Source organism: Cupriavidus sp. CPT47-8839-RL05A (assembly GCF_058792255.1).
In genome coordinates this window covers 21,300-37,849 of sequence record NZ_JBYTEG010000038.1, presented here as the reverse complement: position 1 = coordinate 37,849, position 16,550 = coordinate 21,300, and the positions used below count along the sequence as shown (strand labels likewise).

The following is a 16,550-nucleotide window of genomic DNA, read 5'->3' as shown; positions in this document are numbered from 1 at the left end:
AAAAGACACTGCCAGCCAGTCTAGTTGTGTTACCCATGTCCCCGAACAGGTGTTACCTATGTCCCCGGTCTATACACGGGAGAGGGTAGGGAGAGGGGTGATTTAGCAAGGGACCACGGATCCGGATACGCCGGCCCTCTCCCCCGGCCCCTCTCCCGCAAGCGGGAGAGGGGAGGAACAGCACGCATCAGGCCGCGCGCTGCGCCGTCTCCGGATGGCGGAACTGCTCCAGCAGCTTGGCCCAGCGCCCACGCACTGCCTTCAGGTTGTTTTCCTTCACATGCCCGAAGCCACGGATATCGTCCGGCAGGTTGGCCAGGGTCACCGCGGTGTCGTAGTTGGCGGCATTGAGGCCCGCCACCAGTTCATCCAGCAAGGCACGGTACTCGCCGAGCAGCGCGCGCTCGCTGCGGCGCTCCTCGGTCTTGCCGAAGATGTCGAAGGCACCGCCGCGCAGCCCCTTCAGCTTGGCCAGCACGCGGAACAGCTTCATCGTCGACGGCCCGAACTTGCGCTTGACCAGGTGGCCCTTGTCATCGCGCTTTGAGGTCATCGGCGGTGCCAGCCAGAAGTTGAGCTGGTAGTCCTTGCCCGGCTCGCCTTCGAACTGCGCACGCAGCTTGTCGAGGAAGACAGGGTCGGTGTAGAGCCGCGCCACCTCGTACTCGTCCTTGTACGCCATCAGCTTGGCCAGGTTGCGCGCCGCGGCCTCGGTCAGCGGCAGCGCCTTGCCGCTGCCAGCCAGCGTGCTCTCGGCCGCGCGCACGCGGTCGATGGCTTCGCGGTAGGTGCGCGCGTACGCGGCATCCTGATAGGCCGTCAGGTTTTCCATGCGCCGGGCGATCAGCTTCTCCAGCATCGCGCCGCTCGAAGTCGGCAGCTTGACCACTTCCGCGCCTTCCGCGGTGTTCTTCAGCTTGCCGGTCAGCGACAGCACGTGCTCGGGGTCGTGCGCCATATGGCGGCCCCAGTCGAACGCGGCCTTGTTCTTCTCGACGGCGACGCCGTTGAGTTCGATGGCGCGCTCCAGTGCCTGCAGCGTCAGCGGGATCCAGCCCTTCTGCCAGGCGTAGCCCAGCACCAGCGGGTTGGTGTAGATCGCGTCGCCCAGCAGCGCGACGGCGAGACCCGAGGCGTTGATGAACTCGCACTTCTCGCCCACCGCGGTGCGCACGTCCTGCTCGGCCGACAGGCCGGGGAACTGCCACTTCGGGTTCTTGATGAAGTCGGCGGTCGGCGTCTGCGCCGTGTTGACCACGGCGCGGGTGCGGCCGGCCTGGGTCTTGGAGATGACTTCGTCGGTGGCCGACACGATCGCATCGCAGCCGATCACCAGGTCCGCCTCGCCCATGGCGATACGGGTGGCGTGCAGGTCGTCCGGGCGCGCGGCCAGCTGCACGTGCGACAGCACCGCGCCGCCTTTCTGCGCCAGGCCCGCCATGTCGAGCACGGTGACGCCCTTGTTCTCCAGGTGCGCGGCCATGCCGAGCAGGCCGCCGATGGTCACCACGCCGGTCCCGCCCACGCCGGTCACCAGGATGCCGTAGGCGCGGCGGATCGGCGGCAGTTCCGGCTCAGGCAGCGCGGGCAGGGTGTCCATCGACACGCCGTGCTGCTCGGGCTTGCGCACCTGCGCGCCTTCGGCCGTGACAAAGCTCGGGCAGAAGCCGTTCACGCACGAGAAGTCCTTGTTGCACGACGACTGGTTGATCTGGCGCTTGGTGCCGAAATCCGTTTCCAGCGGTTCCACCGACAGGCAGTTGGACTTGACCGAGCAGTCGCCGCAGCCTTCGCACACCGCGTCGTTGATAAAGGCGCGGCGTTGCGGATCCTCCATCGTGCCGCGCTTGCGGCGGCGGCGCTTCTCGGTGGCGCAGGTCTGGTCGTAGATCAGGATGGAGCAGCCCGGCACCTCGCGCAGCTCACGCTGCACGCTGTCGAGCTGATCGCGGTGATAGATGGTGATGCCTTCGGGCAGCTTGATCGCGCCGTTGTACTTCTCCGGCTGGTCGCTGACGATGACGATCTTCTTCGCGCCTTCGCTGTGCACCTGCCACGCGATGTCCCGCACCGACAGCTGGCCGTCCACCGGCTGGCCGCCGGTCATCGCCACCGCATCGTTGTACAGGATCTTGTAGGTGATGTTGACGTTGGCCGCGATCGACGCGCGGATTGCCAGCAGCCCGGAGTGGAAGTAGGTGCCGTCGCCCAGGTTGGCGAACACGTGCTTGTCGCCCGCGAACGGCGCCTGGCCGATCCAGGCCACGCCTTCGCCGCCCATCTGGCTGAAGGTGCTGGTATTACGGTCCATCCACACCGTCATGTAGTGGCAGCCAATGCCGGCCAGCGCGCGCGAGCCTTCGGGCACATTGGTCGAGGTGTTGTGCGGGCAGCCCGAGCAGAACCACGGCTTGCGCTCGGCGGTCACGCGCGGCGTGGCCAACGCCTTTTCCTTGGCCTCGATGATGGCCAGGCGCGCAGTGATGCGCGCGCGCACGTCGATCGGCAGCTCGAACTTGTCCAGCCGCGTGGCGATGGCCTTGGCGATGATCGCCGGGGACAGCTCATAGTGCGCCGGCAGCAGCCAGTTGCTTTGCGGGATCGACCATTCGCCGCCCGCATTGTCCTTTTCGTCGAACTTGCCGTAGACCTTGGGGCGCACGTCGTCGCGCCAGTTGTACAGCTCTTCCTTGAGCGCGTACTCCATGATCTGGCGCTTCTCTTCGACCACCAGGATTTCCTGCAGGCCTTCGGCAAAGGCGCGCGCACCGTGCGCCTCCAGCGGCCACACGCAGCCGACCTTGTACAGGCGGATGCCGATCTGCGAGCAGGTGGCATCGTCCAGGCCCAGGTCGGCCAGCGCCTGGCGCGTGTCCAGGTAAGCCTTGCCGCCGGTCATGATGCCGAAGCGCGCGTGCGGCGAATCGATCTCGATGCGGTCGATCTTGTTGGCGCGCACATAGGCCAGGCCCGCATACCACTTGTAGTCGAGCAGGCGCGCTTCCTGTTCCAGCGGCGGGTCCGGCCAGCGGATGTTCAGGCCGCCCGGCGGCATGATGAAGTCGTCGGGCAGCACGATCTGCACGCGGTGCGGATCCAGCTCCACCGAGGCCGACGATTCCACCACGTCGGTCACGCACTTCATCGCCACCCATAGTCCGGAGTAGCGGCTCATGGCCCAGCCGTGCAGGCCGTAGTCCAGGTACTCCTGCACGTTCGACGGGTACAGCACCGGCAGGCCACAGGCCTTGAAGATGTGCTCGGACTGGTGCGCCAGCGTCGAGGACTTGGCCGAGTGGTCGTCACCGGCCAGCACCAGCACGCCGCCGTGCTTCGACGATCCCGCCGAGTTCGCGTGCTTGAACACGTCCCCGGTACGGTCCACGCCCGGCCCCTTGCCGTACCACATGCCGAACACGCCATCGAACTTGGCGTCCGGGTACATGTTCACCTGCTGCGACCCCCATACCGAGGTCGCGGCCAGGTCCTCATTGAGGCCGGCCTGGAACACGATGTGGTGCGCGGCGAGGTGCTTCTTGGCCTTCCACAGTGACAGGTCCAGCGCGCCCAGCGGCGAGCCCCGGTAGCCGGAGATAAAGCCGGCGGTGTTCAGCCCGGCGGCGCGGTTGCGCTCCTGCTGCAGCATCGGCAGGCGTACCAGGGCCTGCGTGCCGCTGATATAGATGCGGCCACGCTCCAGCGTGTATTTGTCTTCGAGGGAAACGTTTTCGAGCGCGCGGCGGATGGCGTCGCTGACCGGGGAGGTCAGGGGGGCATTCATAGGTGCTCCTCTATGGGCGTGCTGTCGGGATCACCGACACCTACAGTTGTGGGCGACCGCCTCATGACCTCTTGTGAAGGTGTTGGACGGTCGTGTCTCTGCGCGGCATGGTAGCACCGCCACAAAATCGGCGGTACCTTGCAATGCAGCACAAAGCGTGCCCGCCGCGCCCGTGATTTCCCGTATGGACAGGGGTTCGCGTGTACACTGCGTTGCATCGAGATGGCCCGTGCCGCTGCCGGGCTGCCTGCGATGCGCCACATCTGCACAGCCAGCCTGGTGCAACCTGATTTCCGATTGCCGTCCTGATGCACGCACGGGACGGGCAAACCAGTGACTACCTGAACATGACCAATTCCCCCCGCCAGGGCACCGCGACCCTGGCCGTGCTGATCGATGCCGACAACGCGGCGCCCGCCATTGTCGAGGGCCTGCTGGCCGAGGTCGCCAAGTACGGCGTGGCCGCCGTCAAGCGCATCTATGGCGACTGGACCCGGCCCAACCTGGCCGGCTGGAAGGAGCGGCTGTTGTCGCACTCGATCCAGCCGATCCAGCAGTTCCGCTACACCGTGGGCAAGAACGCCACCGACAGCGCCATGATCATCGACGCCATGGACCTGCTGTACACCGGGCGCTTCGACGGCTTCTGCATCGTCTCCAGCGACAGCGACTTCACCCGGCTGGCCTCGCGCATCCGCGAGCAGGGGCTGACCGTCTATGGCTTCGGCGAACGCAAGACCCCCAAGCCCTTTGTCACCGCCTGCGACAAGTTCATCTACTCCGACGTGCTGCGCGCCGACGCGGATACGGAAGGGGCCGAAGGCGTCGACGGGGCTGCCGCGCCCACGCGCAAGCGCAGCACCGGCGAGCTGCGCCAGGACTCGCGCCTGGTGCGCCTGCTGCAGAGTGCGGCGCAGGCGGTGTCGGACGAGGACGGCTGGCTGACGCTGGGCAGCATGGGCAACCACATCGCCAAGCAGGCGCCGGAATTCGACTCGCGCAACTACGGGTACGGCAAGCTTTCGGAGCTGGTGCAGGCCACCGGCCTGTTCGAGGTCGAGACCCGCAACGGCGGCAACAACAAGACCATCTGGGTGCGCCTGAAGAAGCGCGCCAAGGGCGGTGGCGAGGGCGATGGCCGCGGCCAGCAGCAGTCGCAGCACCAGCCGCAACAGCAACAGCAGCAGCGTCCGGCGCCGCCTGAAGCACGCCGCCAGCCGGCACCGGCGCCCGTGCCCGCGGATCCGCCTGCGCCCGTCGTGGCCCAGCCAGAGGCGGCGCCCGAGCCGGTGCCAGTGCGCGAACCCGAGATCGAGCTTTCCGTCGTCGCCGCCGAAGTGGTCGAGCCGGAGCCGATGGCCGAGCCAGTGGCGGAGGCAGCGCCGCAGGCTGAGTCCAAGGCCCGCTCCGCACGCAAGCGCGCCACGCGCCGCCCTGACGTGACGCTGAGCGAAACCCCGTGGCCAATCGACCAGTCGATCTTTGCCGCGCAGGGCACGACGGTGCTGTCGGCGCAGGTTGAAGCGCAGCCAGAGGCCCAGCCCCAGCCGGAGGCAGCCGCTGCCGAGGCGGCGCCAGCCCGGGCACCGGCCAGGAAGACGCGCAAGCGCCCGGCCAAGAAAGCGGAGTGATGTGGCTGGCCGGCGCAATGCCGGCCTTACCCGCCAAAGAAAACGCCGGCTTCGCGCCGGCGTTTTCTTTGGCAGAGGTCCTTACCGCACCAGCTGGTTGATCTCGATGATCGGCATCAGCACTGCCAGCACGATCAGCAGCACCACCACGCCCATGGTCAGGATCAGCAGCGGCTCCAGCAGGCTGGTCAGGAACAGCGTGCGGCGTTCCAGTTCCTGCGCCTCGCCCTGCGCGGCGCGGTCCAGCATCACCGGCAGGTTGCCGGTGGCCTCGCCGGAGCGGATCAGGTGCACCAGCACCGGCGGGAACTGGTTCTGCGCCGCCAGCGCGCGCGCCAGCGAGGCGCCTTCGCGCACGCGCGTGTTGGCGTCTTCCACGTTGGCGCGCAGCGCCTCGTTGGTCAGCGTCTCGCCCGCCGCCTGCAGGCTGCGCAGGATCGGCACGCCGGCCGACACCAGGATCGCCAGCGTGCCGGCGAACCGCGCGGTGTTGTAGCCGCGAATCAGCTTGCCCAGCAGCGGCGCGGTCAGCAGCCAGCGGTGCCATTCCAGCCGCACCGCGGGCTGCTTCAGCACGCGGCGGATCGTGAACGCTGCCGCCGCCAGCACCGCCAGCGCTGCCCACCACCAATTCCGCACGAAGTCCGACAGCGCCAGCATGATGATGGTCAGCATCGGCAGCTTCTGCTTGGTATTGGCGAACACGCTCACCACCTGCGGCACCACGTACGACAGCAGGAAGATCACGATGGCGAACGCCACCACCGTGACGATGGCGGGGTAGGTGAAGGCCAGCCGGATCTTGGAGGTCAGGGTGTTGCGCGACTCGATATAGCCCGCCAGCCGCTCCAGCACCAGTCCCAGGTGGCCGGAGTGCTCGCCGGCCGAGACCAGCGCACGGTAGATGTCGGGGAAGTCGCGCGGATGCTGGGCCAGCGCCACCGACAGCGAGCTGCCGCCCATCACCTCGGCGCGGATGCCGGCCAGCAGCTCGTGCACATAGGCGCGCTCGGCCTGGTCGGCCAGTGCCCCCAGCGCCTCGTCCAGCGGCAGCCCGGCCACGATCAGGCTGGCCAGCTGGCGCGTGAACAGCGCCTGTTCCTGCGTCGACAGCTTGCGCGCAAACAGCTGGCTGCCGCTGCGCGGCGCCAGGCCGGCACCGGCGAGCGGGTCGACGGTCAGCGGTGTCAGCCCGCGCGCGCGCAGCTGCGAGCGCGCCTGGCGCGGGCTGTCGGCCTCGATCACGCCGCGGTCGGTCTTGCCGGCGGCGTCGGCGGCTTCATAGCGGAAGGCTGGCATCCGGGCGGCTCCGCTTTAGTCGCGCGTCACGCGCAGCACTTCCTCAAGCGAGGTCGCGCCGCTGTCGACCCAGCGCTGCGCGTCGCCGCGCATGGTGTGCATGCCGTGCGCCAGCGCCACCTGCTTGATCTCGGACTCCGGCGCCTGCCGGTGGATCATGGTGCGGATCTCGTCACCGACGGTCAGCAGCTCATAGACGCCCATGCGCCCCTGGTACCCGGACTGGCCGCATTTGTCGCAGCCCACCGGGTGCCACACGGTCTGCAGCGGCTTGCCCTGCGCGTGCAGCACCTCGGCCTCGGCGGCAGTGACCTCGATCACCTCCTCGCGCTTGCAGTGCTGGCACAGGCGGCGTACCAGCCGCTGCGCCAGCACCCCCAGCAGCGAAGACGACAGCAGGAACGGCTCGATCCCCATGTCGACCAGCCGCGTCACCGCCGAGGCCGAGTCGTTGGTGTGCAGCGTGGCCAGCACCAGGTGGCCGGTCAGCGAGGCCTGCACCGCGATCTGCGCGGTTTCCAGGTCGCGGATTTCGCCGATCATGACCACGTCCGGATCCTGGCGCAGGATCGCGCGCAGGGCCTTGCCGAAAGTCATGTCGATGCGCGCGTTGACCTGGGTCTGGCCGATGCCGTCCAGGTCGTACTCGATCGGGTCTTCCACCGTCATGATGTTGGTGGTGCGCGCATCCAGCCGCGACAGCGCCGCATACAGCGTGGTGGTCTTGCCCGAGCCGGTCGGCCCGGTCACCAGCACGATGCCGTGCGGCTGGCGGATCAGGTGGTCGAAGCCGCGCAGCGTGCCGGGCGCCATGCCCAGCTTGGCCAGGTCGAGCCGGCCCGCTTCCTTGTCCAGCAGGCGCAGCACCGCGCGCTCGCCATGGCCGGTGGGCAGGGTCGAGACCCGCACGTCGACCGGGCGCCCGCCCACGCGCAGCGTGATGCGGCCGTCCTGCGGCAGGCGTTTCTCGGCGATGTCGAGCTGCGCCATGATCTTGATGCGCGAGATCAGTGCGCCGTGCAGCGCCTTTTTCGGCCGCACCACGTCGCGCAGCGTGCCGTCGACGCGGAAGCGCACCACCGACGACGACTCGAACGGCTCGATATGGATATCCGAGGCGCCTTCGCGCGCGGCCTGCGTCAGCAGCGCATTGATCATGCGGATGATCGGCGCGTCGTCCTCGGATTCAAGCAGGTCCTCCACCGCCGGGATGTCCTGCATCAGGCGCGACAGGTCGACCTCGCCCTCTACTTCTCCCACCACCTGCGCGGCGCTGCCGGCGTCCTGGCGGTTGTAGGCATCGGCCATGGCGCGCTCCAGCGCGTCGGGCTCCAGCACGCGCAGGCGCAGCGCGCCATGCACGCGCGCGACCTCGGCCAGCGCGGTCGGAGAGGTGGCGCGGGTCACCCAGACTTCCAGTCCGTCAGGGCGCTGGTGCGCGACCAGCAGCGGCGCCTCGCGCGCAAAGCCGTACGAGACCAGCCGCGCCGCCATCGGCGAGGGCGGCTCCAGGGTCTCGGCCGGCGCGCTGGCGCCGGCGGGCAGGGCAGTTTGGACTTCGCTGGCCATGTCGGGGCTTAGTTCTGGAGCGCAGACTCGCCGCGCGGGTTCAGCGGCTGGAGTGCGTTCGCCGGTGGTTGCGGCAGCTGCTGCGGTGCCGGCTGCATGGGCTGTGGCTGGCCCGGCACGCCGGGCTGCGGGGCATTCTGCGGAAGGGTCTGCTGCAGCGGCAGCGGGGCGGCAAGCGGACCGTTTGCACGCGGATCGACGAACGGCGTGGACGGGGCGTCGGCCGGCGGCAGCAACGGCGTGTTGGTATCACGCACCATGATGTTAGGCGAAACAAAGCCCTGCTGCTGCGCGCGCATATAGTCGTAGCGGTCCTGCGTCAGGCGGTCGGCGGCGCCGGCCGTGCGCATCACATAGGGGCGCAGGAACACCAGCAGGTTGGTCTTGGCGCGGTTCTTGTTCTCGTAGCGGAACAGGCCGCCGATCCATGGGATGTCGCCCAGCAGCGGCACCTTCTGCACGCCGTCGCCGTACGAGTCCTCGATCAGGCCGCCCAGCACGATGATCTGGCCGTCGTCGACCAGCACATTGGTCTCGATCGAGCGCACATTGGTGGTCGGGCCCTGGATCAGGTTGGCGGTCGCCTGCACCACGTTCGACGATTCCTGGAAGATCTGCATCTTCACCAGCCCGCCGTCGGTGATCTGCGGTTTCACGCGCAGCGTGATGCCCACGTCCTTGCGGTCGAAGGTCTGGAACGGCGTGACCGAGGCCGCGCCGCCGGTCTGGGCATAGGAGCCGGTGGTGATCGGGATGTTCTGGCCGATCAGGATCTTGGCTTCCTCGTTCTCCAGCGTGATCAGGTTCGGCGTGGACAGCAGGTTGACGCTGCCGTTGGAGCCCAGCGCGCGCAACAGCGCGCCCAGCCCCATGGCCTTGTTGACGATGCCCAGGTTGAGGCCGCCGATGTCCTGCACCAGCCCCTGCGCCGCGGCGATGCCGGCGGTGCGGTTGCTGTCGGCCAGCGCCCCGGCCAGGGTCAGGTTCAGGATGTTCTGTCCGCCGGTGCCGAAGTTGGTGCCGGCAAAGACGTTGTTGTTGCCGCCCGGCGAGCTGATCAGGCCCTGCCACTGGATGCCGAGCTCGCTGGCCTGCGTGGAGGTCACCTCGACGATCATCGATTCGATGTAGACCTGCGCGCGGCGCGCGTCGAGGTCGTCGATGACGCCGCGCAGGTTGCGGTAGACCGGTTCGCTGGCGGTGATGATGAGCGAGTTGGTGGACGGGTCGGCCTGGATGATGCCGCCGGTGGTCGGCTGGGTGCTGGTGCCGAACGACGCGGCGAAGGCCGAGTTGCCATAGGCGCCGCCCGTGCCTCCGGATGCGCCGGTGCCGCCGCGCATGCTGGCCTGGGTGCCGGTGGCGCCGCCGGTGAACTGCCCGCCGGCAGGCGTCGAGACATTGGTCATGCCCGCCGCGCCGCCGATGCCGCCGGCCTGCCCGCCGGGCTGGGTGGCGCTGGCGAAGCTGCTGTCGGCGGCGACGATGGCGCGCAGCGTGGCCGCCAGCTTGACCGCATCGGCGTTCTTCAGCGGCACTACCCAGATATTGCCCGGGCGTGCATAGGGCTGGTCGAGCTTCTCGATCAGGTGGCGCGCCTGCTGCAGGCGCGCGCGGCTGGTGGCGCGGATCATCAGCGAATTGCTGCGCGGCTCCGCCACCACCGAGGTGCGCAGGCTGGCATCGGCTCCCGGGGCGCCGCCGCCGGCGGCGCCCGCGGCGGCGGGGTCGAGCAGCTTTTGCAGCACCGCCGCGGTATCGCTGGCCAGCGCGTGCTTGAGCGGCACCAGCTCGACCTCGCCCGAGGCCGGCGCATCGACCGCGGCGATGATGCGCGCCAGCCGGCGCAGGTTGTCGGCGTAGTCGGTGATGACCAGCGTGTTGTTGGCCGGGTAGGCGGTGATGGTGTTGTTCGGCGCGATCATCGGCCGCAGCACCGGCACCAGGTTGTTGGCCGATTCATAGTTCAGCCGGAACACCTGCGTCACCACCTGGTCGCCGCGGCTGGGGCTGGCGCCGATCACCGTGGGCGAGCCCTGCAGCTTGGCGTCGGCCTCGGGCACGACCTTGGTGAAGCCGTTGCTCTCGACCATGGCATAGCCCTGCATGCGCAGCACCGAACCCAGCGTCTGCAGCGCCTGCGCGCGCGAGACCGGCTGCTCGGTGACCAGGTTGACCGTGCCCTTCACGCGCGGGTCGATCACGAAGTTCTTGCCGGTGGCCTGGCCGACCGCCTTGATCACCGAATCCAGGTCGGCGTTGACGAAGTTCAGCACCACCTGGTCGCGGTTGGACGGCGTGATGTCGGGCGGCGCGGGCGGGGTGCCGGTGCGCGCGCCGGACTGGGCCCACAACGGCGCGGGCGCCAGCAGCGAGAGCCCGCACAGCAGGGCCACGGCGCGGGCGCAGGCGGTATGGAAAACAGGTCGGATGGCGTGGGTTTTCATAGTCATTTCCGGGCGCTCCTGGATTGGCCTGGCATCAGAAGCGCAGCCTTGTCACATGGTTGTCTCGTCGTCCCAGCAGGCTCAGCAGGCTGGTCAGTTGGGTTGCCGCTTCGGGCTCGGCGTGCGCGGTGCCCTCGAAGCGCGCCTGCCGCCCCAGCGTGCCGCTGCCCTCCAGGTGCAGCGGCCCGGCGATGGTGCTCAGCTGCAGCTTGCCGCCAGCCTCGCCGGTCCAGTCGAGCTCGGCGCGGTAGCTGCCCAGCGGGCGCAGCCGGCTCACGGCCGACGACACCTGTTCGATGCGCAGCGTCATATGGCCGCTCATGCCCTGGCCCGAAAAGCGGCCCTGCAGCGTGGACCAGTCCACGCGCATCAGGCCGTCCGGGCGCAGCGTATTGAACGGCGCGCCGATGCCTTCGAGCAGCGCCGCGGGCAGCCGCATGGCGCCTGCCTGCGCGCTCCAGCCGCCGGGTGTCACGGTGATGGCGACCGGCGCGGCCATGGCCTCGGAGTGGCTCACCACCAGGCGCGCGCTGCCGCCCAGCAGCGGCCAGAACGCCAGCGTCCATTGCAGCCGGCCCGGCAGCACGGTCGCGGTCTGGCTGCCGGCGCCGGCCGACAGCGCCAGCGTGGCGCTGCCATGCCAGAGCGAGCCGCTGGCATCGGCGAGCAGTACCCGTCCCTGCGTCTGCGTGGCCACGCGCGCGGCGATCCATGCCGCCGGCAGCATCGCCACCACGGTCACCGCGGCGCTCGCCAGGCCAAGCCCCAGCCAGCGCAGACGCCGCCATGCGGCCGGCTGGCGCAGCTTGCGGCGCGGCAGGCGCAGCGTTTCCAGCCGTACCATCAGCTGCGGCCGCCCGGACCCTGCAGGGTCGCGCTGACGTTCACCAGCGCCGTGGCGCCGACATAGACGATACGGGCGTCGATCACCTTCATGCGCTGCTGCTGGCGCACGTCCTGCAGCCAGCCGCTGACCGCGCCGAACGGCACCTTGTCCAGCTGCACCTGCACGCTGTTGTCGGCGCCGGCGGCCAGCCGGGTCGCCTTCAGGCCGTGCTGGCCCAGGCTGTCCTGCAGCGCCTGCGTGAGCGCGTCACCGCGCAGCGACGGCGCCGGCGTGGCCTTCAGGCCGCGGGCTTCCTGAGCCAGGGATTCCATTTCGGCCAGGTCGGCGCGCAGCTTGGGCAGGTTGCGCGCCAGGCGCTCGCGGCCGTCGGCGGCTGGCTCCCACAGCACCAGGTACCCGATCACCAGCGCCAGCAGGGCGCCGCCGCCGGCCAGGATGGCCTGTTCGCGCGGGTTGCGCGCCAACCAGAAGGCGTTGAAGCGCTCCTGCCACGCCTGCGGCACGGACGGGCGTAGCCGCGCCAGGCGCGTGCGCAGCGCAGAGGTCGCGCCTGGCCGGCTGGCGCGTGGCGTCTGGCTTCGGACTGTGTCTTTCATCGGATTCATGCTTGCTGGTGGGCCCGCTTACAGGCCGGGCCTGACGGTCCAGCGCGAGCCGGGCGTCACCGGGGTGCCTGCGCTGCTGCTGGTACTGCCAGCGGCACCTCCGGTCTTGTCTTCTTCCATCTGCAGCCCGGCCTGGCGCGCGGCGCTGCGCAGTCCGGCCGTGTCCGTGCCCGGCTTGAGCGTCACCACCAGCATGCGGCCGCGGTATTCCAGCGCCTGCAGCGCGTCGGGCGGCAGCCTGCGCGCGGCCTGGGCAAAGCGGTCGGCCAGCGGCAGGAAGTCTTCCGGTGTGCTGCGGCCGCTGGCGGTGCGCAGCTGCTCGACCTGCCGCCGCATCTGCAGCGGCGCGTCGAGCACGGTCTGGATCTGCGGGAAGGCGCCGCGCAGCGCCTGCAGCTGCGCGGCTTCCAGCCGCTGCTGCTCGCGCCGCAGCAGCAGCCAGTGCGTGTTCATGCCAATGACCTGCACCAGCACGATGCCCGCCAGCAATGCCAGCGGCAAGCGCCATGCCACCAAATTCCAACGGTCGGCCCGGCCCTGCGCGAATTCAAACTGCGCCAGGTCCAGCGCCGGCTCGCGCAGGCATTCCTGCGCGCCTTCTATCCACAGGTGCCAGCTGGCGCGGGCAGCCTGGCGCAGATCGGGTACCGGCGCCGCGTCGGCAGCGTCGGCATCGGCATACCAGGTGCCGGCGGGCGCAAGCGCCTGCCACGCGGCCAGGGCATCGTCGCCCAGCAGCAACCCGTAGCCGGCGTGTGCGCCGGTGCGCACGGTCAGTTGCCACTGGCGCGCGGCGTCGGAGCCGGTGCCGGGCAGCTCGCCGCCTAACTCATCGCCCAACTCGGCGCTCCGGGCCAGGGCGCTGGCGGCGGCTTCGACCACCAGCGCGGCCGCCGGCGGCGGCGCGTCGGCGCTCGCCAGTGACGGCTCGGTGCTGGCTTCGGCGGCGGAAGCCAGCGGCACGCACAGCTGCGCGGCCAGCACATGGCGGCGCCGGTGGCGGTGTTCGGCAAAGGCGTCGAGCACGGCGCGCAGCCAGGCGCGGTCGGCCACCATCAGCAGCCGCTGGCGCGGTCCGCGCGCGGCGCTGCCGTCGAGGGCAGGGCCCACGCCGATATGGCACGGCTGCGCCTCGGTCGCGAGCGCGTCCTCGACCAGGTTGGGCAGCGCCTGTTTCAAACGGGCGGGCGGCAGCGGCGGCACGCTGGCGGTGGTCAGCAGTACGTCGCTCGCGGCGAGGATCAGCACCAGGCGCTCGGCCGCGGGCAGGTCAGCAATACGGGCGTGGCCTTCGCGCAACACTTCCGGCGTCGCACGGGCCTGGCCACGCCGCGCCGTATCGGCCGTGGCAGTGCGCACCAGCGCGAACGGCAGGGTGCCGAACTGCCACGGTTGCGGCTGGTCATGCGGCCGGTGTGGCAGGCGGACGTACAGGGTGGTGCTCAAGGTTTCCTTGCTTTGGCGTCAATGGAACGGCTCGGGCAGGCGCATGGCCGGTTGGGATGCGCCCTGGATCGCCCCGGAGTCGGAAACATGCCGGGGTGCGGGGACGCCGGCGGGCGGCCAGGAAGGCCGGACGGCGGCGGGTAGGCTGGTGCCACGCTCGCGCCAGCGCCGCAGCATACCTTGCCTGTGTGACTAAACCGCGTCAATACCATTCTCCCCGGTTGCCTGCGCGTGCAAATTCGGCCTGTCGCCTGGCCTGGTGGGCGCCGCCTAGCGCAGGTCCGGCAGCCGGTCCGCATCCTGGATCCAGACCACGCGGGTGGTGTTGGCCGTACCCAGCGGCTCGCCGCGGAAGACCAGCGACACCTGCAGCCGGGTGGCGCGCTCGTGCCGCACCAGTCCGTAGACCAGGAAGTAGTGCGTGCGCACGTCGAGCAGGTTGCCGAGGTTGGCGGCATCCGCCTGCGGCGCCACCGCGGCCAGCTGGGTCTGCAGGTTGCCCAGGTTGTTGAAGTAGGCGCGGTCGCGCTGGCGCACCAGTTCGCGCGCGCGCTCCAGCGGCAGCTTGTTGATGACCGCGGCCAGCACCTCGGCCTCGGCGGTGTTGGCGTTGACCGGCGTGCGCTCGGGCAGCACGGTGACAAAGGGCTCCAGCACCGCCACCATCTCCGGCGTGTAGCCGGGCAGCGCCATCAGCCCCTGCACGCTGTCCAGCGGGCGCGGCGCCGGCTGCCCGCTGGCATTGCCGCCCTGCGCGGCCTGCAGCATGTAGCGCGCCGTGGTCTCGGCCAGCTCCGGGTTCAGGCCGACCGTCTGCAGCAGGCGGCGGTATGCGGCCAGCGCCGCCGGGTCGACCGAGGCCGCGCGGCCTGGCTGGCCGTCTGCGCCGCCAGTGGCGGTCCATATCACCAGGTTGGCCAGGTTCAGGCGCGCCTGCGCATCCAGGATGCGGCCCGACAGGAACGAGGTCTCGCCCGCGACGTCGGTGCGCAGTGCCGCGCCGAGGAAGTCCGACAGCCGTGTCTCGGCGATCGGCACCGCCCACGGCTCGCCCAGTTCGTCGACGTTGGTGCGGCGCTGGTCGTCGCGCAGGATCAGCCGCGCCCAGTCCACGGCGGCGCGCTCGATCCAGGTGGCCTGGGCCAGCAGCCGCTGGTTCTCGATGGCGCGGATCTGCACCTGCTGGCGCCACAGCATGCCGGACACCACCACCACGGCCAGCGTCACGATCAGCAGCGCGGTGACCACGGCCGCGCCGCGCGGGCGGCGGCGCAACGGCGCCAGGCGAGGCGGGCGGCTGGCTTGCCTCATAGCCCGGTCATGCAGATCTTCTGGAACTGCCGCGGCGCATCGCCGTCGCCCATGCGGGCGAAGATGGTCAGTTCCACCGCGCGCACCGCGGTGTTGGGCAGCGCGGCGCCGGGCGCGGAGGCAGCCACGGCGCTGGCGGCGTTGCCTGTGAACAGCACGTTGCGGATGCGCCCGCTGTCGGCCTGCCAGCCGGCGGGCTCCACCCATGCGCGCGTGCTGATGCCGTCCACGTCGGCCAGCACGCGCCGCACCTGCGCGGTGTTGCCGCCGCCCTGGCGCAGCGCCAGCAGGGCCGACTGCAGGCCGGCGCGGCTGTTCACCGGCGGCGCGGCCACGCGCACCAGGGTATTGCCGTCGAGCTGGTATGACAGCGCCTGCCAGGTCGGCGGCTGGCCTTCGTCGCGGCGGTCGCGCACCAGCAGCAGCCGGTTCTGGCCGATCTCGACCGGGCTGGCCTGCAGCAGCGTGGGGTTGGCCAGGTGCTCGCAGTCGGCCTGGAGCTGGCCGTAGAGCACCTTCAGCGCGTCCAGGCGCGCATCGTGGTCGGTGAGGCGCTCGCGGCTGCGCGTCAGGCTGTCCAGCGCGCGCCAGCCGATCACCGCCATCACCGCCAGCAGCGTGATGGCGACCAGCATCTCCAGCAGCGTGAAGCCGCCGGGCTGGCGCGGGCGGCGGCGCTCAGAGCACGTTGCGGGTTTCATTGGGGACTATGGTGACCAGCCATGCCAGGCGTACGGATTTGTCCGTGGCGGACGGGTAGACCGCGATCTCGACGCGGCGGAAAACGGGATTGGGCGTGCCCGAGACGGATTGCTCGCAATACAGCGGCGTGCCGCCCTGCGGGCAGGCATAGCCGCTGACGCCGGGCTCGGGCCAGGTCTTGGCCAGGCGCAGCGCGGCCAGGTGGTTCTCGGCGCTCCACTCGGCCAGCATGCGCGCCTGCAGCGAAGCGCTGGCATCGACCATCGAGCCCATCGCGCGCATCGCCGCGGTCAGCGCGACTGCCAGGATGGTCAGCGCCACCAGCACTTCGATCAGCGTGAAGCCGGTGCGGCGCCCGCGCCGGGCCGGGCGGGGCAAAGCGCGAGGGCAGGGTTTCATGGCGTGCTGGCGAAATAGCGGCCGCTGCCGTCGCCGGCAACGTCCACGCGGATATCGCCGCGCACCAGGATCAGCCGCTGCGGGGCATCGATCAGCTCGCGCCCGAAGATGAGCCGGGGCGGGCTGCTGGTGCCGGTGCTGCGGCCCCCTTCGGCGACGATGACCTGGTCCAGCGCCAGGCGCCAGTGGCCCGGGGCAAACACGTCGGTACGCATGGGGATCCAGCCGTTGGGGGTCGATTCCAGGAAGCGCCAGCCGCTGGCATCGCCCTCCCAGGCGAGCGGGCGGGCGCCAAGCTGCGCCTCTTCCTGCGCCAGCTCGAACAGCCGCGCGATGCGCTGGCCGTCGTCGAGCACGCGGCTCCGTTCATTGGGCGAGGCGTTGACCGCCACCAGCGAGATCACGATGCCGGCGATCACCATGACCACCAGCAGCTCGAGCAGCGTAAAGCCGCGGCGCCGGGGGCCGGGCGCGCGGCGGCGCGGCGCCGTGGTCATGGTTGCAGGGGGCGGC

12 protein-coding genes are annotated in these 16,550 nt (G+C 70.1%); 1 reads left to right on the top strand and 11 read right to left on the bottom strand.

Going from position 1 to position 16,550, the window contains the following annotated elements:
• Positions 1-187: 187 nt before the first annotated feature.
• Positions 188-3,781 carry an indolepyruvate ferredoxin oxidoreductase family protein gene (locus AC3WVS_RS30780; RefSeq protein ID WP_492321679.1) on the bottom strand — a complete coding sequence of 1,198 codons (3,594 nt, stop codon included), beginning with the start codon at positions 3,779-3,781 and terminating at the stop codon, positions 188-190.
• A gap of 347 nt (positions 3,782-4,128) precedes the next feature.
• Here AC3WVS_RS30780 and AC3WVS_RS30775 point away from each other — a divergent pair, with 347 nt between their 5' ends.
• Positions 4,129-5,412: an NYN domain-containing protein gene (locus tag AC3WVS_RS30775; RefSeq protein ID WP_492321678.1), complete on the top strand. Its 1,284-nt coding sequence runs from the start codon at positions 4,129-4,131 to the stop codon at positions 5,410-5,412.
• Between the two features lie 81 nt (positions 5,413-5,493).
• Here the strand turns inward: AC3WVS_RS30775 and gspF are convergent, their stop codons facing one another.
• From gspF to AC3WVS_RS30725, 10 genes are all read right to left on the bottom strand, one after another.
• The gene (gspF, locus tag AC3WVS_RS30770; RefSeq protein ID WP_492321677.1) at positions 5,494-6,711 is read right to left on the bottom strand and encodes a type II secretion system inner membrane protein GspF; all 1,218 of its coding nucleotides are present in this window, start codon (positions 6,709-6,711) and stop codon (positions 5,494-5,496) included.
• 15 nt (positions 6,712-6,726) lie between these two features.
• Positions 6,727-8,280, bottom strand: a complete 1,554-nt coding sequence (gspE, locus tag AC3WVS_RS30765) for a type II secretion system ATPase GspE (protein ID WP_492321676.1) — start codon at positions 8,278-8,280, stop codon at positions 6,727-6,729.
• An 8-nt stretch (positions 8,281-8,288) separates the two neighbouring features.
• Positions 8,289-10,727, bottom strand: a complete 2,439-nt coding sequence (gene gspD, locus AC3WVS_RS30760; RefSeq protein ID WP_492321680.1) for a type II secretion system secretin GspD — start codon at positions 10,725-10,727, stop codon at positions 8,289-8,291.
• A gap of 34 nt (positions 10,728-10,761) precedes the next feature.
• On the bottom strand, positions 10,762-11,571 hold the full coding sequence (gspN, locus tag AC3WVS_RS30755; protein ID WP_492321675.1) for a type II secretion system protein N: 810 nt from the start codon (positions 11,569-11,571) through the stop codon (positions 10,762-10,764).
• On the bottom strand, positions 11,571-12,179 hold the full coding sequence (locus AC3WVS_RS30750; protein WP_492321674.1) for a type II secretion system protein M: 609 nt from the start codon (positions 12,177-12,179) through the stop codon (positions 11,571-11,573). Before AC3WVS_RS30750 ends, gspN begins: the two co-directional genes overlap by 1 nt.
• Before the next feature lie 18 nt (positions 12,180-12,197).
• Positions 12,198-13,625, bottom strand: a complete 1,428-nt coding sequence (gene gspL / locus AC3WVS_RS30745; RefSeq protein WP_492321673.1) for a type II secretion system protein GspL — start codon at positions 13,623-13,625, stop codon at positions 12,198-12,200.
• Positions 13,626-13,895: 270 nt separating this feature from the next.
• Positions 13,896-14,936 (bottom strand): type II secretion system minor pseudopilin GspK, encoded by a 1,041-nt coding sequence (gspK, locus tag AC3WVS_RS30740; protein WP_492321672.1) that lies wholly within the window; start codon positions 14,934-14,936, stop codon positions 13,896-13,898.
• Complete coding sequence (locus AC3WVS_RS30735) at positions 14,933-15,637, bottom strand: PulJ/GspJ family protein (RefSeq protein WP_492321671.1); 705 nt, start codon at positions 15,635-15,637, stop codon at positions 14,933-14,935. The genes gspK and AC3WVS_RS30735 overlap by 4 nt, the downstream gene beginning before the upstream one ends.
• Positions 15,615-16,037: a type II secretion system minor pseudopilin GspI gene (gspI, locus tag AC3WVS_RS30730; RefSeq protein ID WP_492321670.1), complete on the bottom strand. Its 423-nt coding sequence runs from the start codon at positions 16,035-16,037 to the stop codon at positions 15,615-15,617. The genes AC3WVS_RS30735 and gspI overlap by 23 nt, the downstream gene beginning before the upstream one ends.
• Positions 16,034-16,534, bottom strand: coding sequence for a GspH/FimT family pseudopilin (locus AC3WVS_RS30725; RefSeq protein ID WP_492321669.1), 501 nt, complete (start codon positions 16,532-16,534; stop codon positions 16,034-16,036). The genes gspI and AC3WVS_RS30725 overlap by 4 nt, the downstream gene beginning before the upstream one ends.
• Between the last annotated feature and the right edge of the window lie 16 nt (positions 16,535-16,550).